This window comes from Staphylothermus marinus F1 (genome assembly GCF_000015945.1).
GTDB classification, from domain to species: domain Archaea; phylum Thermoproteota; class Thermoprotei_A; order Sulfolobales; family Desulfurococcaceae; genus Staphylothermus; species Staphylothermus marinus.
In genome coordinates, this window is the sequence record NC_009033.1 from 78,634 (window position 1) to 97,288 (window position 18,655).

Sequence of the window (18,655 nt, forward strand, 5' to 3'; positions counted from 1 at the left end):
ATGTGTTCTCTTTGTATATTCTTATGTAATATTTTATGGTGGGGGTTGGGGGTGAGGGTTTATGCAACCGTTAAGGTTATGGGGGTTGCTCCTGATCCCAGCCTCCACCACAAACTCTATTTATTTCTTAGATCATATCGTGACTGGACACAGTACATTATAGACCAGATATGGTCTTATAATAGAATCCCATCTATGAAGAATCTACATGATAGATTCTATATGTTGTTGAGGAGCAGGGGGTTCCGTGCACATCACTGCCACAAAATTGAACGTAGAGCTAAAGAAATTGTTAAATCCGTTAAGAAGAATAGGAGTAGAAAACCAGTATTGAGAAAATTAACTGCTAGAATAGACTATGAAGATTATAGATTGGACTTGAAGAGTAAAACATTAAAGATAGCTGTACTAGATAATGAATGGGTTATAGTGAAGCTGAAATGGTATAGTTATATAAACAAGTATCTTAATAGTGATTGGAATCTTAAGGAAATACTTGTATCTTTTAGAAACAATAATATATGGGTTTATTTGGTTTTCGAAAAACAAGTTGTTTTCAGGAAGCCTAGGACATTAATGGGTGTAGACATTAATTTCGATAATATAACATATACCATTCTAGACAGGAACGGTAAACTAGTAACAATGGGTACTATTCCATTCAAAGGTTTACGTAAAGCACTGCATTATAAGAAGCTTGCTGAGAAATTGCAGAAGAGATATCCTAGGAATTGGAGATTTGTTAAATGGGTTAGAATGGTTAGAGCTAGGTTGAGGAGAGCCAGAAATATTCTTAAAGACACCTCACACTACATAGCCAAGAAAATTGTAGAAATAGCTAATGAACATAACTCAGTAATAGTATTGGAGGATCTAGAGAATATTAAGAAAAACAATAAAAGTAAAATGTTTAATTGGAGAATGCATTTATGGGCGTATCGTAGAGTGCAGGAGTACATTTATTATAAAGCGTTGATTAGAAATATGTTAACGGTATTTATTGACCCAAAATACAGCTCTAAGAAGTCTCCTATAGGTGGTAGATTAATTTTCATAAACTATAAATACGTCAAACTACCCAACGGCTTTATTGTTACTCGCGACATTGTTGCTTCGTGGAACCTAGCACTCAAATATCTGCGGATGAAGGGCTCTATGTGGTCTGTGTGGAGCCCCGATAGCCCCCTCCGTGAAGGGATGAAAACCCGACACAAGAGGGGGAAGCCCGTGCAAACAATTCCCAAAATAACCATAGTTTCTAAAAGATAATGCCCGGGCAACCACTCTAAGCGTTACTGGAGAATAACGTGTGAGGGAGGAGATAAAATATTCCTATACTATCTAGATCCTCTTCTATTATTAGAGGAGAACATTGATAAGGTTAAGAATAAGCTTCTAATAGAATATGCTCCCGGCTTATCCATTATACCTGTGGTTAACTTATTGCTTATATAATAAAGAAAAAATGTTATTGAGACATTTATGTAAGCATTGATGTATTATTTTTAGAGTAGATATCTCCACACGCCTCTTCCACGATAACTATAAACTATTGTTTTCCACGCTGTTACTTCTTCTATACTATACCCTATTCCTTCTCTTCCTATTCCTGAATCTTTTCTGCCTCCAAATGGATAGTATCCTATTCCGTGTCTTGGATACTCATTGATATATATGGCTCCTACCTCTAGGAATCTTATTAGTTTTCTGATTTTATTGATATCCTTACCAAATATTGCTGCGTCCAAACCGTATCTTCTCTTATTAGCGATTTCTATTGCTTCATCCACGTTCTCAATAGGCGTTATCAATGCTACTGGTGCGAATACTTCGTCAACGAATAGTTTTGTCTTAAACAGCTTGCTTTTATCTGTTAACTCTATCAATGTAGGCTCCATATATGTATCGCCAAGTCTTTTTCCGCCAAACAGTATTTTTCCTCCCTTATTCACGGCGTCCTCTATAGCTTTCATTGCGTTGTCAACAGCATATTTTGTTATTAATGGTCCAACACTATATGCTGGGCAACGAGGATCGCCTACCTTATATTTTCCAAGCTCTTCTACGAGTTTATTCTTGAACTCTTCATAGATTGGTTTTTCAACTAGTATAAGCTTTATTGCATCACATCTCTGTCCAGCATAGCTTGTAATTCCTACTGCGATATTTCCCGCTGCATGCTCGATATCTGCATCGCTAAGTACTATTGCTGGGTCTCCTCCTCCAAGTTCTAATACATACTTCTTTATTCCACCAGTTCTCATCACTTCTAATCCTGTCTCTGTACTACCGGTGAAGCTTATTGCTCCTATTCTTCTATCCGGCAGTATTTCTTTCATTTCTGACCCTTTAATGGTTAATAGAGCGAATGCTTCTTTAGGAAATCCTGCTTCCTCGAGTAGTTTAACGAATAAGATGACGGGTATTGGGTCAAGTGATGAAGGCTTTAATAAGACAGCGTTTCCAGCTACAAAGCTATATGTAAACTTATTAACTGTGTCGAAGAGAGGATAATTGAAAGGTGTAATCGCTAAAACTATTCCATAGGGTTCTTTACGCACTATCCCTTCGGACTCTAAGGTTAACTGGCTCCAATCACCAGGTATATATTCTCCTATAAGCCTTCTAAGATCCATTTTAGCCTTACGGAGTCTCTCAATAGATGCATTTACTTCTCCTCTTGCCTGCGAATATGTCTTACCACTGTCGATAACCAATGCTTCTACGATATCGTCTCGGTGATGAGATAATAGATCGGCAAGTCTTTCTAATAGATCAAGCCTTCGATCACCCGGAGTATCACGGACAGCCCATCTACCTTTATTATACATTACATCAATAGTTTTATGAACAAGCTCGAGTGAAGGCTTACTGACAAGGGCTATTAATGATCCATCAATTGGTGAGTGAACCTCTAAATAATCACCGCTATCTATCCATTGACCATTAATGAATGTTTTGAAAACCAGAACTCCATCCTTGCGGACACTATATATATCTCTAAATAGACTGTCTTTAAAGTCTAGAATAACACGATCCATATTGATACGCCCCATGGAAGTGGTGGTTGCCCGTGCTTTATGATGCACGGGCTTCCCCCTCTTGGGTCAGGGCTTCATCCTTTCATCGAGGGGGCTATCGGGGCTCCACACCGACCACTTGAAGCCCTTCATCTGCATTTCTTTTTAAATCATGTATGTTATAAGGGGTTTATAAAGTGAACCCAACAACTATCCCTCAAAACAATTATAGCTTCCACAATTTCCAAAATAACCATAGTATCTAAATAAGAGAATAGTCTAATAATATTTATTCAATATTACTCCTAATAAATATGTAGTTATATGAATAACAGAAATTATAGAATCTATGATAATACTACGTGAAAAATAAATGTATCCTAGAAAAGCGATTAAACAATTTTAGCTAGAAGATCCAAATAGTTCTCTATATGTCTAACAATAGTAAAGTGTTTCAGAACATGCTTGTACCCGTTCTCCCCTAGCTCCTTTCTTTTTTGCGGATTCTTGATTAAATATATTGTTTTCTTAGCTGCTTCTTCAACTGTTTCCGCAAGATGACCTGTGACACCATCGATGACTTGAAGCTTTATTCCTCCACGCGGTCTAGCAACTACTGGTTTTCTCTTCCATAATGCTTCTGTTACAGCTAATCCGAAACCTTCTCTTCTGCTCATTTGTAAAACTACCGTTGCTGCTCTTTGAAAAGCATTAACTTCTAATGTGCCAACATTTTTGAGATTTGTAAGAATAAATATGTCTTCATCCATGCCTGCATATTTAAGTGTTTTTTCATAATATATCCATCCCTCAGGATCATCTGTTGCCATACTTGTTACAAGCAATAGCTGTGTATCTGGAAATTCTTTTTTAACTAACCTATATACATCTATGGCTGCAAAAGGATCCTTCCATGGATCAAATCTTGCTACTTGTAACAATATAGGTTTCTCTGGATCGATCCCGTATCTATTAAGTATTTTTTCAATAGTGCTCCATGAGAGCTCCTTATTCTTATCGCTTAACGGATCTATTGAGGGGGGCATAACGTATTTAATAGGTGTAGGTGTCTCAGGATGAATGTATTCTTTTAGATGGAAAATTGATGCTTCGTATCCTCTAAGTAACTGTGAAATAAATAACCATACAGGCTTATATGGCGTGCTTAAATCTATGTGGCACCTCCATATCCATTTCTTATTGTTTTCCGCGAATTTTCTTATGGGAAGAGGCTGTGGATCATGAACTACTATATGTGTTGAATCTAGAACAAGTTCGTTTTCAACATTCCATTTATTATTTTCTAAATATATTCTCTTTTCTTCATCGCTAAGATCAATTTCTGCGCCCTGTAGTGCGTTATGTATCTTTTTGGTAACGTTAAAGAATTCATTGCCTCCCTTGATAACCTCCCATCTAGTCGTTATGCCTATACTATTCATTAAAGGTACGAGACTATAGAGTATTTCTGCAACTCCCCCACCTAGACTTGTAGAATTAACATGTGTTAACGTGATATCTCTAAGTTTTTCCGCTTTTTCAACTATTCTATTAATGTATTCCTCTCCATATATTGAAGTATAGTCCTTTATGTTTTTATGTGACAAATCTTGTATTAACATGTAGACCACAACCTGTAGATGGCTCGGTACATTAATATATTTTAGCTGACGTAGTATATAGAGGTTTCCAAGAATTTATCACTTGGAAGAAGTAAATTTGGGGATTTAAATGAGCTCTGAAGACGTAAGAGAACTAATTTATAAGTATTTAGAATTCATTGGGATCAAAGGTTATGAAGCAAAAGCGTATCTAACATTATTAAAATATGGAGAGGAAACAGCCCCCAAACTAGCTGCACGTGCAGGAATACCCTTACCTAGAATATATGATGTTCTCGAGACACTTTCTAGGAAGGGACTTGTAGAAGTGAAAGCTGGCAGACCAAGAATATATAGAGCTCTCCCACCCAGCCTGGCTCTGACAAGATATGTTAAGTCATATGTTGAACAAGTGCTTGAAATGAATAAGCGGATAGTAAATGAATTAGAGAAGATATATAGTAGTAGGGAAAGCCATGAACCATATATTTGGTTATCTCATAGTTTGGAGGCTAGTATTGAGAGAACACGTGAATGGATCAAGAAAATGAGAGTTGATGGTTATGCATCACTAAATAACAACTTACTCAAAGAACTAGTTTCTGTTCTAGGTAGGAAATTAAAGAATAACAAAGAGATCCCATTCAGCTTAACATTATTAGAGAAGCCGAAAAAGAATAATTATGAAGAACTAGAAAAATAGATAATTTAATGATCCTGCTTCAGCCAACAGGGTTTATAAACATGTATGAACAGGATCTTAGTCGTGCAGCGTTATTTAGTGATAACTATACTTTATTTACTACCGAGAACGAGTTATTGATAATACTAAATGATACATATTATTATGGTTATTGGCGGAGCGCAGAAATATTGAAACCTCTGAATATTAGGAGAGGCGATACATATAGGACGATGCATCAATGGTTAGCTGTTTCAATAATAAAGGATGCGCTCAGCCAAGGCTATTCAGTAGAGCTATATGTTACAGGTTATCGGGTTAAGGATAGAAAACCAGTAGAGATCAAGGGATACGCTAAAAGCGTTTATAAGAGCCCAGATGATAGGACGAGAACTATATATATGGAAACGCATGAAGGAGAAAAAGTCTCGATAGGAGGTATAGGTGCTAGCATGGAAGATGTAGAAGCTAGGTTTATGGAGATAAAAATAATTTAGAATATTATTGTTTCTAATCTCTCCCCACTAGGTGCGAATACATGTAGTTTGTTTATTCTTATAGTTGCTAGATCTCCATGATCAATTTTTGCCTCCAATAAGACACGGATCGATATTCCGTTTCCAAGATCCATTTTTGCATATCGCCTAGAACCAACATATTCTATAATTGCAACCTTGCCGACAAGATGCCCTTCATCACCTTGTTTGAGAGCTACTGCTTCATCAGGTCTTATACCAATATATAACTCATTATACTTGCCCTCGTATTTTTTGCTGAGTCCTAGTTGTTCCAGTATTCTATGGTTGACTGGTAGTTTATAGATATTCATTGGAGGATCACCTATGAAGTTAGCTATGAAGACGTTTGCAGGTTCATTATATAGTTCTTCTGGAGAACCCATTTGTTGCATTTCACCATTTCTAAGAACCATTACTCTATCACCCACAGCAAAGGCATCTGCTTGATCATGTGTGACCAGAATCGTTGTTATTCCAAGTTTCTTCTGTATTTCTTTTACGAATTCTCTCGCCGTTACACGGATTCGTGCATCAAGATTGCTGAATGGTTCATCTAGTAATAGTATATCTGGTTGTTTAACTAGTGCTCGAGCTACAGCTACTCTCTGTTGTTGCCCGCCAGACATGTGTCCAGGTTTACGATTTAATAGATCAGCTATTCCTAGTGCTTCAGCTACTATTTTCACACGCTTATCTATTTCTTCACGTGGAACCTTCTTTATTTTGAGTGGAAAAGCTATGTTATCATAAGCTGTCATGTGAGGATATAGTGCCCAGTTCTGGAAAACCATGCCGATATTTCTATCTCTTGGTTCAACAAATATTCCCTTCTCCGCGTCAACAACTGTTTTATCACCAATTACTACTCTCCCCTTAGTGGGAACTTCTAGTCCAGCAATTATTCTCAACAAAGTTGTTTTACCTGAACCAGAGGGCCCCAGGATGACGAAGAATTCTCCTGGCTTTATCTCTACATTGATGTTTTTTAATGCCACCACGTTGGGCGGGAAAATTTTCCATAAATTCTCGATTTTCACGCCTTTAACCATGTATTGATCACCTTTTCATAGCCCATCCTCTAAATCCTCTCATATAGTATTTATTGAAGAAAGCATATACTAGGAGAGGAATAATCATAGCAACTATAGAGCCGGCTGAGAGAAGCCCCCAATCCACCTGGAACTGACCCTTCAATCTTGGAAGCATTTGTGTAACAACCATTTTATTAGGATCAAATATTAGCATTAAAGCGAAGAAGAAATCATTCCAAACCCACGCGAATTGCAGGACTGAGGCAGATATTATCCCAGGAAGAGATAATGGTAGAACTACTTTTGTGAAAACCTGGAAATCATTAGCTCCATCAACTCTTGCCGCCTCCTCTAATTCAACGGGTAATAATGAGAAATAATTTCTGAGGAAAAACGTGATCCATGGAATACCCCATGATGAATGCACAAGTATTAATCCCAAATATGTGTTGAGTAAATGCATGTCTTTTAGTAGGAAAAATATTGGTATAATAGTCATTTGTTGCGGGACAGCCATTAAAAACAATATTGTTGCAAATAAGTATTTCTTCATAGGTAAACTGAAACGAGCAAAAGCATAAGCTGTTAATGCAGCTACAAATACGGGTATGAGAGTGCTTGGTATTGCTATAATAAATGAATTAATTATTCCCTTAGATAATGAGAACATAGGATTAAATAAGACATCATAGTAGTTTTTCAATGTTGGATTAAATGGTGATAAAGCCCACCAACCATACAATACCACTTCTCTAAACGGCCTTATGGAAGTCATGAATAATCCTATGAATGGTGTTATCCATAATATACCAATTATCCATGCAACAATGTTTAGAATCAATAATTTAGTAGGCGAACCTATGAGACCCGCTCTTCTGAAACGAATTAGTTTATTCACTTTCTCTCACCATGTAGAGTGGCTTTGATCCATAATACAACCACTGGGATTATTATGATCGTTAATATTGTAGCTACCGTAGCTGACATTGCATAGTCTCCTAGACGAGCAAAATACTCATACATCAAAAGTGCTAGGACTGTAGATGCTCCTCCCGGCCCACCCTGTGTAGCTGCATATACTATATCAAAGATCTTGAGATCCCATAGAATAGTCATGGCTACAACAGTTAAGGTTACAGGTTTAAGCAAGGGAATAATCACTTTAAACAGTATTGTTTTGAAATCAGCTCCATCAACAATTGCTGCTTCAATAACTTCTCTTGGAATAGAGGATAGACCAGCTGAATACATTGTTACAGTGAAGCCGCTCCATAACCAGACGGAGCCCAGTATTAGTGAGAACAACGCTGTATCGGGATATATTGTCCAGGTTTTAACAAATGAGCCTAAACCTACTGCTTTGAGCAGAATATTTACAACTCCTAAATCTTTATCAAAGCTAAACGAAATAAGTAGGCCTCCAACGATCATGGGTATAACCATTCCTATAAAAATAAACGATCTTATTATGCTTCCGCCCTTAACATATTGGAGATAAACAGCAAATAAAATACCTATAATAAGTGTTAAAGGCAAATGTATTGCTAACCATATAATATTGTGCACTATTGCACCCATGGGAAACGTATGTGTTTTTATTCCTTCTAAATTAATGAACCGCTCATCCGTTACAACTTTATAGTAATTATATAGACTAGGAGGCTTATTAGTTATATCTACTCCGGGAACAACATTTATGTTAAAGCTAATCATTATGGTTGCAAAAATGGGATAAACAACAAATATAAGGATGAGGATGAGGGCTGGTATTAAAAAAGATGATCGGATTGGATTTAGTCTATACATGCTCATTTTATCTATATTCCCTCCAACTCTACTATTTGCTTGGGAAATTCACTGTTAATGTATTTAATACATCGTCTAGCTTGTCCGGATCCACCCATAATAGTTTAAGCTGGTCCCAGAATAGTTTCTGCCATTCTCCACCAATGCTATCATCTAAGTCTGGTAGAGGAGTCATTGTTTTTATTTTCTGGTAAACCATCCGCATTGGCGCCCAATGATCCTTTATACTAACTTTAAGCCATGTAGCGAATTTACCTGCATGTGTTCCTACATGAACCCTTTGTCCCTCAGTGGCTAGCCATTTAGCTAGTAATTTGGCTTCTTGTGGATGTTTAGTGAACTTTGGCACGAACAAATAATCTGTGCCCATAACTACTCCTTTACATCCTGGTAATGGGAAGAACCCCAGATCATTAGGGTCATCAACCATTCCAGTTATCCATGTTCCCATAAAGTATAATGCATATTTACCGCTCCACCATTCCTCAACAGCTTTTGTCCACTCGATAGGTGGGCTGAAATAACCTTTTTTGATAAGAGGTATTATATAGTTTTGAAAGATCTGTTTAACCCGCGGATCGTTAAACTTTATTTCTCCTTTTATTAGCTTCAATTGCATATCTGGCCCGCCAAATGTAATAATAAAGTGTTCTACAACATCGCTTATTGGCCATCCAACACTATCTCCTGTAACTATTGGTGCTTTAATACCGGGTATTTGTTTGATTTTGTCTAGTAATTGTAGGAATTCATCCCATGTCTTAGGTACGGATAAGTTGTGTTGTTGGAAGAATGATTTACGGTACCAGAATCCTGGTTTAGCCCATGCAGTAAACGGTAATCCATATATTTTATTGCCTGATTTGACGGGATCAAATATTCCTTTTATATATTCATCTGGATTAACAAGGCCGCTGAGATCCATTAAATATCCTTTGTCACCATACTCCTTTATCCACCAACCCCACATAAATATTACGTCTCCAGGCGCCATACCAGCTTCGAACTGTGGCGGTAAAATACTTGCTAAATCCTCAGCACGATATATACGATACTCTACCCTTATGTTTGGATACTCCTCCATAAACTTGTTTAATACCTGTTGAAATGCTTTCATCTCTGCACCTGCCCATGGACCTATTACTGTAAGTGTTACTTTCTCTGTTGGTGTTTGTGTTGTTGTAGTTGGAGATGGTTGCTGCGGACTTATGGTAAAATATCCTATACCATATCCGATCAATATTCCTACAATAAGTGAGATCGCTACTGCAACAAGTAATTTAGATGATGCGGTCGTACTCATAATATTACCCTGGAGGATTATTTATCACTATTAAGTATATAATTTCCCCCAAATATATAAGCTTATTCATTCCACTAACCTCCCACAAACAAGCAAACAGAATTTTAAAATATAATAAAAATAAGTGAGGACTATACTAGGCTCATATGTACTTAAAGATACACATATGAAGTAGCATGTTAAAGAAAAAACAAATGCTTTGTAATACTTCGTTTAATGTTTAAAGAACGGTTTAAAAGGGATAATGTCGGTCATTAAAAGTAATCCCGGTGATAGATCATTTATTATGTTTGCAATATTTAGAACAACAGCTACTGTTCCTTGGTCTCCGGGTGTTCCCGTGCTTCTCCATCTTACTTCGTAATCTGTTCCTATAACCATGATTTCTTCATATTCTTTTGCTCCAAGATAAGCATGAAACTCTAACCGTATTATTTCTTTTCTATTCTTATATCCAGTACCATATCCCTTTATACCTATTACTTCTCCTTTCCTAACTTTAAATTCTCCAATAATCATATCTTTATCAGCTATTATAGGCTCTTGTCTTTCCTCTACTTTATCCAAATGAATCCCGGCAGCATCTGCTATTAAATAAACTGATTCTGCATATCCTACATGACCTGTTAGTTTTCCTTCTCTCAGAGCTTTCATATATTCTTCAGGATCCATTCCTATACCTATCTTTTCGACAAAGCTTTTCCTCCTCTTCGAAGCATCTAGGCTTCGCTTCGCTACTATTTTCTCTACAATATTGAATGGTGCTGTAAGCACTATTGGCAGCGTGTCCAGAAGGAATCCTGGATTAATACCTGTTCCTAAAACTGTTACTCCATAGCGTAATGCTTCTTCATTAAGCTTCCTAGCTAATACTGGGTAACGATAATATGGGTATGAGAGTGTTTCACATGTTGAAACAGTATCTATTCCAAGCCTTACCAAACTAAGAATCTGGTCATATACTTTATCAAGATAACTACTTGTAGCATGAACAACTACGTCAGCATCAATTAATTCCTCAACATCTCTACTCACAACTACACCATATTTCTCCTCAAAACCCAGAATTTCACCTATATCCTTACCAATGATTTTTTCATCAATATCAATTGCTCCTACAATTTCCCATCCACGCTTAACAGCTTCGCGTGCTACGAGACGCCCAATAGAGCCAAAACCATATATTCCGATCCTCATCAATATCACCTGTAATAGTTATGTTTAAAACAAAATAAAAATAGTTGAAAATTACCAATAGTACTACCGAGATTTAAGTAACAAAAGACTCATAATTATCCCTAAGAAAAACTAGCATTCTCTATCCCATATAAGAGCTGAAAAACGTTGACAATTACTTATTATTTCCATATATGGATTAAATGGTTCATTAATATCATAGTCAAGTTATTATATAGATGTCTTCGTGATGAAACATTTTCTACCCTTTATTTAGGCATTTAGCTTTATCTAACGCTGCAACAACATGTCTTTCAAGAACTTCTGGTGTGATGTATCCATATAGTTGATTGATTTGTTTTCCATTGACAAATAATATTGTCGTCGGTGTCCCCAAAATTTCCATTCTCCATGCGATTTCTGGGTTATAATCTATATTCAACCTGTAGAAACCTGCTCTTCCACTGTATTTTGAGGCCACATATTCGAAAACAGGGTGGTAAGCCCTACAATACGGACAATTAGTCGAGTAAAAGTTTACTACTGTAACCTTACAGTTTTTTATGGCGCTTATTAATTCTTCATAATCATTCAGCTCTAATACTCCTCGAAAGATCTTTGAACAACAAGTATATGTTATTCTTCTAGAAATTATCCGGTGAGCGATCTTCTCTAGTATAGGTGCGAGTTCTTCATCATACCCCATTAATGTACTGATCATATTTAACACCTTTTAACCAAGGTTTTTAAATCGGCTATTTGTTTTTATTATGTCTCGTAGTCAATATATTTCCATAACAAATAGGATATTTTATAGGTGTGGTATATGTTCGTTAAGGAACTTAAATGTAGTAAGTGTGGAAGAACATATAGTTTAAAGGAGAAGCCAGTGATGTGTATAAATAAGGATCTAGGGAGACTCGATATATTCTATGACTATGAAGCAATAAAGAATGCTGTCAAACCGGAGGATCTAGCGAAAAGAGAATTCTACATGTGGAGATATAAGGAGTTCTTGCCGGTACCTGATGAGAAATATATTGTTAGCATAGGCGAGGGTGGAACGCCTCTAATAAAAGCTAATAGACTAGCCGAGAAGCTTGGGTTAAAGAATTTATATTTGAAAGATGAAACACGCAACCCTACTGGTAGCTTCAAGGATAGATGCATGAGTGTTTCGGTATCTATGGCTAAGTATTTCGGGTTTAAGAGAGCGGTGGTGGCTAGTAGTGGTAACGCTGCAGCTGCGTTGGCTGCTTATGGTGCTAGAGCAGGTATTGAAGTATATGCTTTTGTCCCTGACTTCGCAGGATACGGTAAGATCGCTCAATTATTGTTCTATGGTGCAAAAGTTTTCAGAGTTAGATGGGTTGAAGCAGAGGATCCAACTGTTAAAATGATGAGGTTATTAGCGGAGAAATATGGTTTCTATCCATCACCGAGTTTCGGACCATTTAATCCATACCAGATTGAAGGCCCGAAAACTATAGCTATGGAGATCGTTGAGCAACTTGGATGGGATGTTCCTGACCAAGTATTCGTACCAACAGGTGCTGCAAGCTTGTTGACAGGGGTCTATAATGGTTTTCGTGATTGGAACAATGTTGGATGGATAAATAAGTATCCGAGAATGGTTGCTGTACAGCCTGAGGGTAATCATCCATTTGTTAGAGCATGGATGGAAAAAGCAGACCCCAATAAGATAAAGCCTTGGGAGAAGCCTCCAGAAACAATTGCTACAGGTCTCGAAGACACTTTTCCATGGGATGGAGATGCAGGGCTAAGAGCACTATATAATACTAATGGTTACGGAGTAGTAGTCAGTGATGAAGAAATACTGGAGGCTATGAAGCTTTTAGCCAGCTTAGAAGGATTGTTCGCTGAACCCAGTGGTGCAGCAGGTCTTGCAGGATTAATTAAAGCATTAGAGGATGGAAAAGTAGATAGAGATGAAACAATAGTTGTGCTTGTAACAGGTCATGGCCTAAAGGATCCAGATATTGTTAAGAAGACGGCTGGAGATGCACCAACTATAAATCCCGACCCTCAAGAATTCTTCGCTAAAGCTAAAGAGTTCTACAAAGTTGATTTCAACTAGTTTTTCTCCTCCTTATCTATTTTTACTAGAATTAGATACTGAACACTTAGTAAGAAAATAATTGTTCTATAATTGTATCAATATCTTTTACATATATGATTCTCGTTCTTCTATAATTGTTTCTAGCAGTATTATATGCATTTTCTTTACCGATTAACTCTATAAAATTCTTTGTCGGCTTAAGTTTGCTAGTGCTTATTTTAAATGGTTTCCTTAATAAGAATCCTTTACCAATTACCGCTACTGGGTAATCGTTTTTTCTATAGTAATGAGGACTATATATTATATTAGGATATCTTCTTATACTATTTTTCCATCCAACCTTCGAAATATCTATTATTTCATCAATTATTATTCCCCCCACAATGAATATGCCTGCTTTACCCTTGACTTGCGATTCCCTAAATGCTTTCTTTATTTCACGTAATCTTCTTCTTTTTGACCAGAATTTTTCTGGGTATTCGGCGAGTCCAGCCATAAATAATAAAAGATCATTTTCCTCGAGTTTTTTATTCTTTTTATATGGAAGCCTTCCTTTCGGCATATAGTATCTCGTATAAATTCCTAGGTGGTTGCCCGTGCTTTATTTTTTTGGTTGTTTTGGAAATTTTGGATATCTGCACGGGCTTCCCCCTCTTGGGTTGGGGCTTCATCCCTTCATCGTGGGGGCTATCGGGGCTCCACCAAGACCACTTTGAGCCCTTCATCCGCATTTCCCAAATCATTAACCATTATATTAGTGAGGATTTATAAAACGAACCCCGCCAATCCATCAAAACAACCATAATATCCAAATAAGCAAATAGTCTTGCATAGAAAGCAAAAGAGACTATATCCTTGCTTTCTAGTTCTTTCTGGGGTCCTTGATTATTTGTTTGATTTCTAGTTGGCGATTTCACTTCGTATATCCTCCAAAAATATTTATTAGACTAATGATTATTGTTTGATTTCATTTATCAAAGCTTGTATGATTAGATATGATAAATATGTTGTTTCCGACATGTTTCTAAGATATTCTATGATTTGTTTTCTATGTGTTTCATATATGGTCATTTTTTCACGGATGGTCTTCAGTATTTCCCGTATCCTTGATGGGTTTACTGTTTTTTCTTGTCCAGTATATTGTATCGCTAGTTCTTGGAATGAAACATTCTTAAGATTTATTGTTTGGATTTTTTGTGTTATATCAATTGTTTTATCCGGCATATTTCCAATAATTAATGCTAATTGTTTCATGTTCGCAGTTTTCAGCTGATATAATGTTTTCTCCTTATTAGGTATAATGATCTTATAGTCTTCATACATGATCTTTTCTAAAAGTTTTTTCTCAACATCAAGAATTTCATGGGGAGGTTTAATATATGGTATGGGTGGATATAGAGCAATTGCTGGATAATGTTTTTCTCCATCATAAGCATTTATTGCTACAAGTATACGTGGTAATTCAGTTTCTTCGCCTACTACTTCAACCATTAACGACAACGCTAATAATTTCAATGCTGGACTAGGCTTAGGCACTACTATTTCTTTTCCACTAAATAATACCTTAATTTTATCTCTAGCCAAAATATAATCTATAATACGAAGCATTTGTTGCCTAATTATTTCCCATTCAAAATCATAAGATATTAGTATCGAATAGGATATATCATCTATTTCTGATAATAATATAGTGTCTAAATCAGTAAACTTGTATTCCTCGATTTTCCTCCTAACATCTAGCCAGTTAATTTTATCAATTATTCCAGCTGCTTCTGGTTCGTGGAGACTGAAATACTTGTATTCCCCTAGTTTTATGACGTCATACATTATTGTTTCAAATGCTATACCGTATAATCTCCTTAACACGATCATTAGCAGTGCTAAACCCAGTCTTAACAGATCACTGTTCTCTCCAGGATCAACGCTGTATAAATAACCGTACGTATAGTCTCTATATTCTCCAGCCGTCGGTTTAGGAACATATATTTGTCTACGATCATAATATACAATAGCTTTATCTCCACGAACTAGAACCCTTGGCTTCTCCGATCTCAGTTTCCATATACATCTATCAGGTATTTTCCTATACTTCCCGAAACCATTCCATGGAGTATAGACAACACAGAGTTCTTCAGATGTTAGTCTACCAGCTAATATGTCTCGCATAATATTTGGTTTCTCCCCCCAATTCATCTTAATATATCTATACTCTTCTAACGCTACTGCGAAAGCATCGTCACTGTAAAAGTTTATTTCACGTATCGGTTTCTCATAGACTGCTCGCACATAACGTGTAGTCTTCCCAGTATCTAGGTGTGTTATAATTGCTTCCTCAGAGTAGTCAATGTTTCCAGGCTGGAACTTCTCGACTAAATCACAATGCCCAATAGGTTCTAGAGGGATCAGTTTATCGCCTTTTACTAGGTATCTTTTTATTCCATAGGGGGGTGCGAACTCGTAGAAATTAATTCTTTCAAAAATCCATTTCATAAGGTTTTCATTGATGCCTTTTTTCGTGAGAACACCTGCTTTCTTAAGAGCTTTTTCCTCTAGTTCATTAAGTTTTTCTCTATACCAAGGTGATAATAGCTTTGCTAAACCAGTAAACAAGTAAATGTAGAGGTTATCTGGATTAACAAGTGTTTTCTCAATACCTAGCCCAAGCCATTTCTCGAATACATCGAATCCTCTAGACAATAGTTCTTTATCCCACCTAGAGAAAGGTATGATAACTGTCTCTGCAAATCCTAATTCTTTCCTCCTACCCTTACGCCCCTCCCTCTGATAATATTCACGTACATCGCTCGGTAACCCTAAATGTACTATTCTAGCAATTGTGCCTATATCTATGCCTTGAGATAATGTTCTAGGAGAAACTATTACTTTTATTAATCCTTTCCGGGCCTTCTCCTCTATTTCCTCTCTCTTCTTCTTAGGAACTAGATGGTGATGAGAAGCTATAGGCTTATCTTCTCCATATCTATGCTTAATGGTTCTAACAACTTCCTCCGCCATAGAAATACTATATGTAAATACTAGCGTAACATAGTCGTCTTTGAAATACTCATTAATTATTTCTCCATAATCAATACTTGGTGAAGGAAGATCTATTCCCTGTGAATGAGCAATAGAAATTATTCTATGTATGTTTTCGACAAAATATTTAAATGAATCAATAGCGTTGAGTAATTCTTTTCTTATAGTAGGATCTCCGATGTTTTCAACTAATTCTTTATTGTTTACTAGGATCTTCCAGATATTCTCGAGGTTTTTACCTAGAATAATGTATTGATGATTATCTACATTAAACGGTTTACCCTGAACAACTTCGTATTCCCGACTTGTTATATCTTTTAAATACTTACCTAGATCTTCGGGATTAGACAATGTAGCGGTTAATACGGCGATTTGTGGTTTTACATCGCTATATTCTGATAGTATTCTGAGTAGTGCAAGTAGTAATGCAAGACTTCTAGGACCATAAAAATCTATTTCATCAACAACAATCATGTCTAAGCGTTTATAGAAACTATACAAGGGTGAACGAGTAGGATGTAATAAATGTTTCTTAACATCGTGTAGGATAAATGCTGGATTAGATATTATAATGTTGGTTTTTCCTATAAGGTCTCTTAACCCTCTCTTCCCAATACTTGCTTCAAGCTCCGCTCTACGAACACTATCGAGTTGGATCGGCTCCTTATTTATCAGGCTCAAATACTCTCTTATCCGCTTTATTTGATCATTCGCTAATGCAAGTGTAGGATATAATACAAGGACATGTGTTTTCTCATCTTTCTTAATCATATTCATAGCATGCAGTATCCAAACCTCTGTCTTACCACTACCAGTTCCAGACTTGATAATCAAGTTTTTTCTCTGAGCCAGTGCCTGGTATCCCGTATATTGGTGTTTATAAAGTTTAAAACTCCCTATTCGATGATTAGAGAACTCCGGGACAATATCTGAAAACGTAGCATTTGAGTATTCTGGCTCGCTTCCTTCATCCACTCGGTACAAATAGTTGTATCCAAGCTTTTCCAGTATAGTTTTTGTTCTTATACGCAAAAACACAAACCCCTTAGCATATTCGTTGATATGATTATATTATCGAAAATATTTTCCAACATATTATTAATTGAGGAACCTAAACAATATATTTTACATAGAAATTGCCTCATACAAGAATTTAGTTACTCATATATTCTTCCCTTATCAAGTTCTCCCAGTAACTCATTTATGTTTATCAAACCTATCCCCGAGAAGTAGTCGCCGGCACCGTAGCTTATCAAGTATTCTTCTCTATTAAGAGGCCATAATCCACAGGGGAAAATAGTTTGGGGTCTATCACCGAATTTTTCATAGTCTTCTTTGGGAGCCATAATATACGTTGGAGTTACAGCTTTTACAATAATATCTTCTTTATCGAATTCTATGTGAGCAGCAAATAATCGATATGTTTCAATATCATTGTCTACTCCATGTAGAAAAACAATTAATTCACGATCATTCAATTGTATAGGAGGTGTAGACCAACCAATCTTTTTCTCAAAACTTGATGCTTTAAAGACTATGATACTATCATTATAAATTGTTTCTTTAATACCATTTACATTTTTATCTGTGAATTTGATTTTGCTAATTAATGTATAAAATAAATCTTCGATTAGGTGTGGCCTATGAAATAGATACAATTCATTATTGATTCTTGAACGATACATGAAAGCGTCTTTATCACTTATTAATCTATTTCTAATGTATTCTTCGGGGATATGAACATATTTCTTATGCCAGTATTTGCCGTCTCCTGTTTTGCTGGGTAATTCTTCTCTAAAAGCTGTGACGGGGAATGTTTTATTTATTTTTACTCCATTGTTAAAATAATATTTTGTTCTACCTGTATATGTCATCGCCAATTTATTGTCTAAAACATATATTCGAGGATCCTCAGCGCCCCAAATATCGTATCTATTATCAGGAACTATCACAATTTTGGCTTTGTATTTCTTACCATCGACATCGTTTTCCAAAATATCAACAATTGGTATCTTTACCTCTGCTATTGCGGATACATAAAGAAAATATCCCAGAATAACTCTTGGATAAAGATATACATAGTTGTTAAAAACTGCTATTCCAGGATTGAAGACCGCAGTTGCCTCCTCGCTTGGAATTTTTGATATTGATATGTGTTTTTTAGAAATGACAGTTAATCGTTTAACAATATCTCTAGTCTCAAATACTCTTTTAGTAATAACATCATTTAATCCAATTGCTTCCCGGAATATTTGAATTGAATCAACTAAAGTCATTTTAAACTACCAAACATTATTCATTACATGTATAGATTGTAGGAGAGTATATAAAATGTATGGTTCTATCAATATGTATAAAGACATATATTTCTCCCACTAATTCGCAAATATCCTCCGAGCATC

General features: G+C 36.2%; 15 protein-coding genes. 4 read left to right on the top strand and 11 right to left on the bottom strand.

Annotation, left to right across the window (positions count from 1 at the left end):
• The first annotated feature begins 51 nt into the window (after positions 1–51).
• On the top strand, positions 52–1,269 hold the full coding sequence (locus SMAR_RS00415; protein ID WP_052833768.1) for an IS200/IS605 family accessory protein TnpB-related protein: 1,218 nt from the start codon (positions 52–54) through the stop codon (positions 1,267–1,269).
• Between the two features lie 236 nt (positions 1,270–1,505).
• Here SMAR_RS00415 and gapN read toward each other — a convergent pair whose 3' ends face one another.
• Both gapN and SMAR_RS00425 read right to left on the bottom strand, forming a co-directional pair.
• Positions 1,506–3,041 (bottom strand): NADP-dependent glyceraldehyde-3-phosphate dehydrogenase, encoded by a 1,536-nt coding sequence (gene gapN / locus SMAR_RS00420; protein WP_011838388.1) that lies wholly within the window; start codon positions 3,039–3,041, stop codon positions 1,506–1,508.
• Positions 3,042–3,412: 371 nt separating this feature from the next.
• A complete protein-coding gene (locus tag SMAR_RS00425) occupies positions 3,413–4,642 on the bottom strand; it encodes a glycosyltransferase (protein ID WP_011838389.1) in 1,230 nt (409 codons plus the stop codon).
• Between the two features lie 109 nt (positions 4,643–4,751).
• Between SMAR_RS00425 and SMAR_RS00430 the strand changes: the two genes are divergently transcribed.
• Positions 4,752–5,324 (top strand): TrmB family transcriptional regulator, encoded by a 573-nt coding sequence (locus SMAR_RS00430; protein WP_011838390.1) that lies wholly within the window; start codon positions 4,752–4,754, stop codon positions 5,322–5,324.
• A 41-nt stretch (positions 5,325–5,365) separates the two neighbouring features.
• Positions 5,366–5,800, top strand: a complete 435-nt coding sequence (locus tag SMAR_RS00435; protein ID WP_011838391.1) for a TrmB family transcriptional regulator sugar-binding domain-containing protein — start codon at positions 5,366–5,368, stop codon at positions 5,798–5,800.
• On the opposite strand, the gene SMAR_RS00440 is transcribed toward SMAR_RS00435, so the two are convergent.
• From SMAR_RS00440 to SMAR_RS00465, 6 genes are all read right to left on the bottom strand, one after another.
• Positions 5,797–6,870, bottom strand: a complete 1,074-nt coding sequence (locus SMAR_RS00440) for an ABC transporter ATP-binding protein (protein WP_011838392.1) — start codon at positions 6,868–6,870, stop codon at positions 5,797–5,799. The genes SMAR_RS00435 and SMAR_RS00440 overlap by 4 nt on opposite strands.
• 7 nt (positions 6,871–6,877) lie before the next feature.
• Complete coding sequence (locus SMAR_RS00445; RefSeq protein WP_011838393.1) at positions 6,878–7,750, bottom strand: carbohydrate ABC transporter permease; 873 nt, start codon at positions 7,748–7,750, stop codon at positions 6,878–6,880.
• Positions 7,747–8,664, bottom strand: coding sequence for a carbohydrate ABC transporter permease (locus tag SMAR_RS00450; RefSeq protein ID WP_011838394.1), 918 nt, complete (start codon positions 8,662–8,664; stop codon positions 7,747–7,749). Before SMAR_RS00450 ends, SMAR_RS00445 begins: the two co-directional genes overlap by 4 nt.
• Positions 8,665–8,689: 25 nt before the next feature.
• Positions 8,690–9,961 (bottom strand): ABC transporter substrate-binding protein, encoded by a 1,272-nt coding sequence (locus tag SMAR_RS00455; protein ID WP_011838395.1) that lies wholly within the window; start codon positions 9,959–9,961, stop codon positions 8,690–8,692.
• A gap of 213 nt (positions 9,962–10,174) precedes the next feature.
• Complete coding sequence (locus SMAR_RS00460; protein WP_011838396.1) at positions 10,175–11,158, bottom strand: NAD(P)H-dependent amine dehydrogenase family protein; 984 nt, start codon at positions 11,156–11,158, stop codon at positions 10,175–10,177.
• A 241-nt stretch (positions 11,159–11,399) separates the two neighbouring features.
• A complete protein-coding gene (locus tag SMAR_RS00465; RefSeq protein ID WP_011838397.1) occupies positions 11,400–11,858 on the bottom strand; it encodes a thioredoxin family protein in 459 nt (152 codons plus the stop codon).
• A gap of 105 nt (positions 11,859–11,963) precedes the next feature.
• On the opposite strand from SMAR_RS00465, the gene SMAR_RS00470 reads away from it, so the two are divergent.
• Entirely contained in the window at positions 11,964–13,235 is a 1,272-nt protein-coding gene (locus tag SMAR_RS00470) for a threonine synthase (RefSeq protein WP_011838398.1), read from the top strand.
• A gap of 46 nt (positions 13,236–13,281) precedes the next feature.
• Here SMAR_RS00470 and SMAR_RS00475 read toward each other — a convergent pair whose 3' ends face one another.
• The 3 genes from SMAR_RS00475 to SMAR_RS00485 form a co-directional block, all read right to left on the bottom strand.
• Positions 13,282–13,779: a hypothetical protein gene (locus SMAR_RS00475; protein ID WP_011838399.1), complete on the bottom strand. Its 498-nt coding sequence runs from the start codon at positions 13,777–13,779 to the stop codon at positions 13,282–13,284.
• A 392-nt stretch (positions 13,780–14,171) separates the two neighbouring features.
• Positions 14,172–17,291: a DEAD/DEAH box helicase gene (locus SMAR_RS00480; RefSeq protein ID WP_148676700.1), complete on the bottom strand. Its 3,120-nt coding sequence runs from the start codon at positions 17,289–17,291 to the stop codon at positions 14,172–14,174.
• A gap of 119 nt (positions 17,292–17,410) precedes the next feature.
• The gene (locus tag SMAR_RS00485; RefSeq protein WP_011838401.1) at positions 17,411–18,529 is read right to left on the bottom strand and encodes a glycoside hydrolase family 130 protein; all 1,119 of its coding nucleotides are present in this window, start codon (positions 18,527–18,529) and stop codon (positions 17,411–17,413) included.
• Between the last annotated feature and the right edge of the window lie 126 nt (positions 18,530–18,655).

Coding starts and splice junctions, on each gene's coding strand:
- gapN (WP_011838388.1), bottom strand. CDS start 3,041: ATGGATCGTGTTATTCTAGACTTTAAAGACAGTCTATTTAGAGATATA.
- SMAR_RS00425 (WP_011838389.1), bottom strand. CDS start 4,642: ATGTTAATACAAGATTTGTCACATAAAAACATAAAGGACTATACTTCA.
- SMAR_RS00430 (WP_011838390.1), top strand. CDS start 4,752: ATGAGCTCTGAAGACGTAAGAGAACTAATTTATAAGTATTTAGAATTC.
- SMAR_RS00435 (WP_011838391.1), top strand. CDS start 5,366: ATGTATGAACAGGATCTTAGTCGTGCAGCGTTATTTAGTGATAACTAT.
- SMAR_RS00440 (WP_011838392.1), bottom strand. CDS start 6,870: ATGGTTAAAGGCGTGAAAATCGAGAATTTATGGAAAATTTTCCCGCCC.
- SMAR_RS00450 (WP_011838394.1), bottom strand. CDS start 8,664: ATGAGCATGTATAGACTAAATCCAATCCGATCATCTTTTTTAATACCA.
- SMAR_RS00455 (WP_011838395.1), bottom strand. CDS start 9,961: ATGAGTACGACCGCATCATCTAAATTACTTGTTGCAGTAGCGATCTCA.
- SMAR_RS00460 (WP_011838396.1), bottom strand. CDS start 11,158: ATGAGGATCGGAATATATGGTTTTGGCTCTATTGGGCGTCTCGTAGCA.
- SMAR_RS00465 (WP_011838397.1), bottom strand. CDS start 11,858: ATGATCAGTACATTAATGGGGTATGATGAAGAACTCGCACCTATACTA.
- SMAR_RS00470 (WP_011838398.1), top strand. CDS start 11,964: ATGTTCGTTAAGGAACTTAAATGTAGTAAGTGTGGAAGAACATATAGT.
- SMAR_RS00475 (WP_011838399.1), bottom strand. CDS start 13,779: ATGCCGAAAGGAAGGCTTCCATATAAAAAGAATAAAAAACTCGAGGAA.
- SMAR_RS00485 (WP_011838401.1), bottom strand. CDS start 18,529: ATGACTTTAGTTGATTCAATTCAAATATTCCGGGAAGCAATTGGATTA.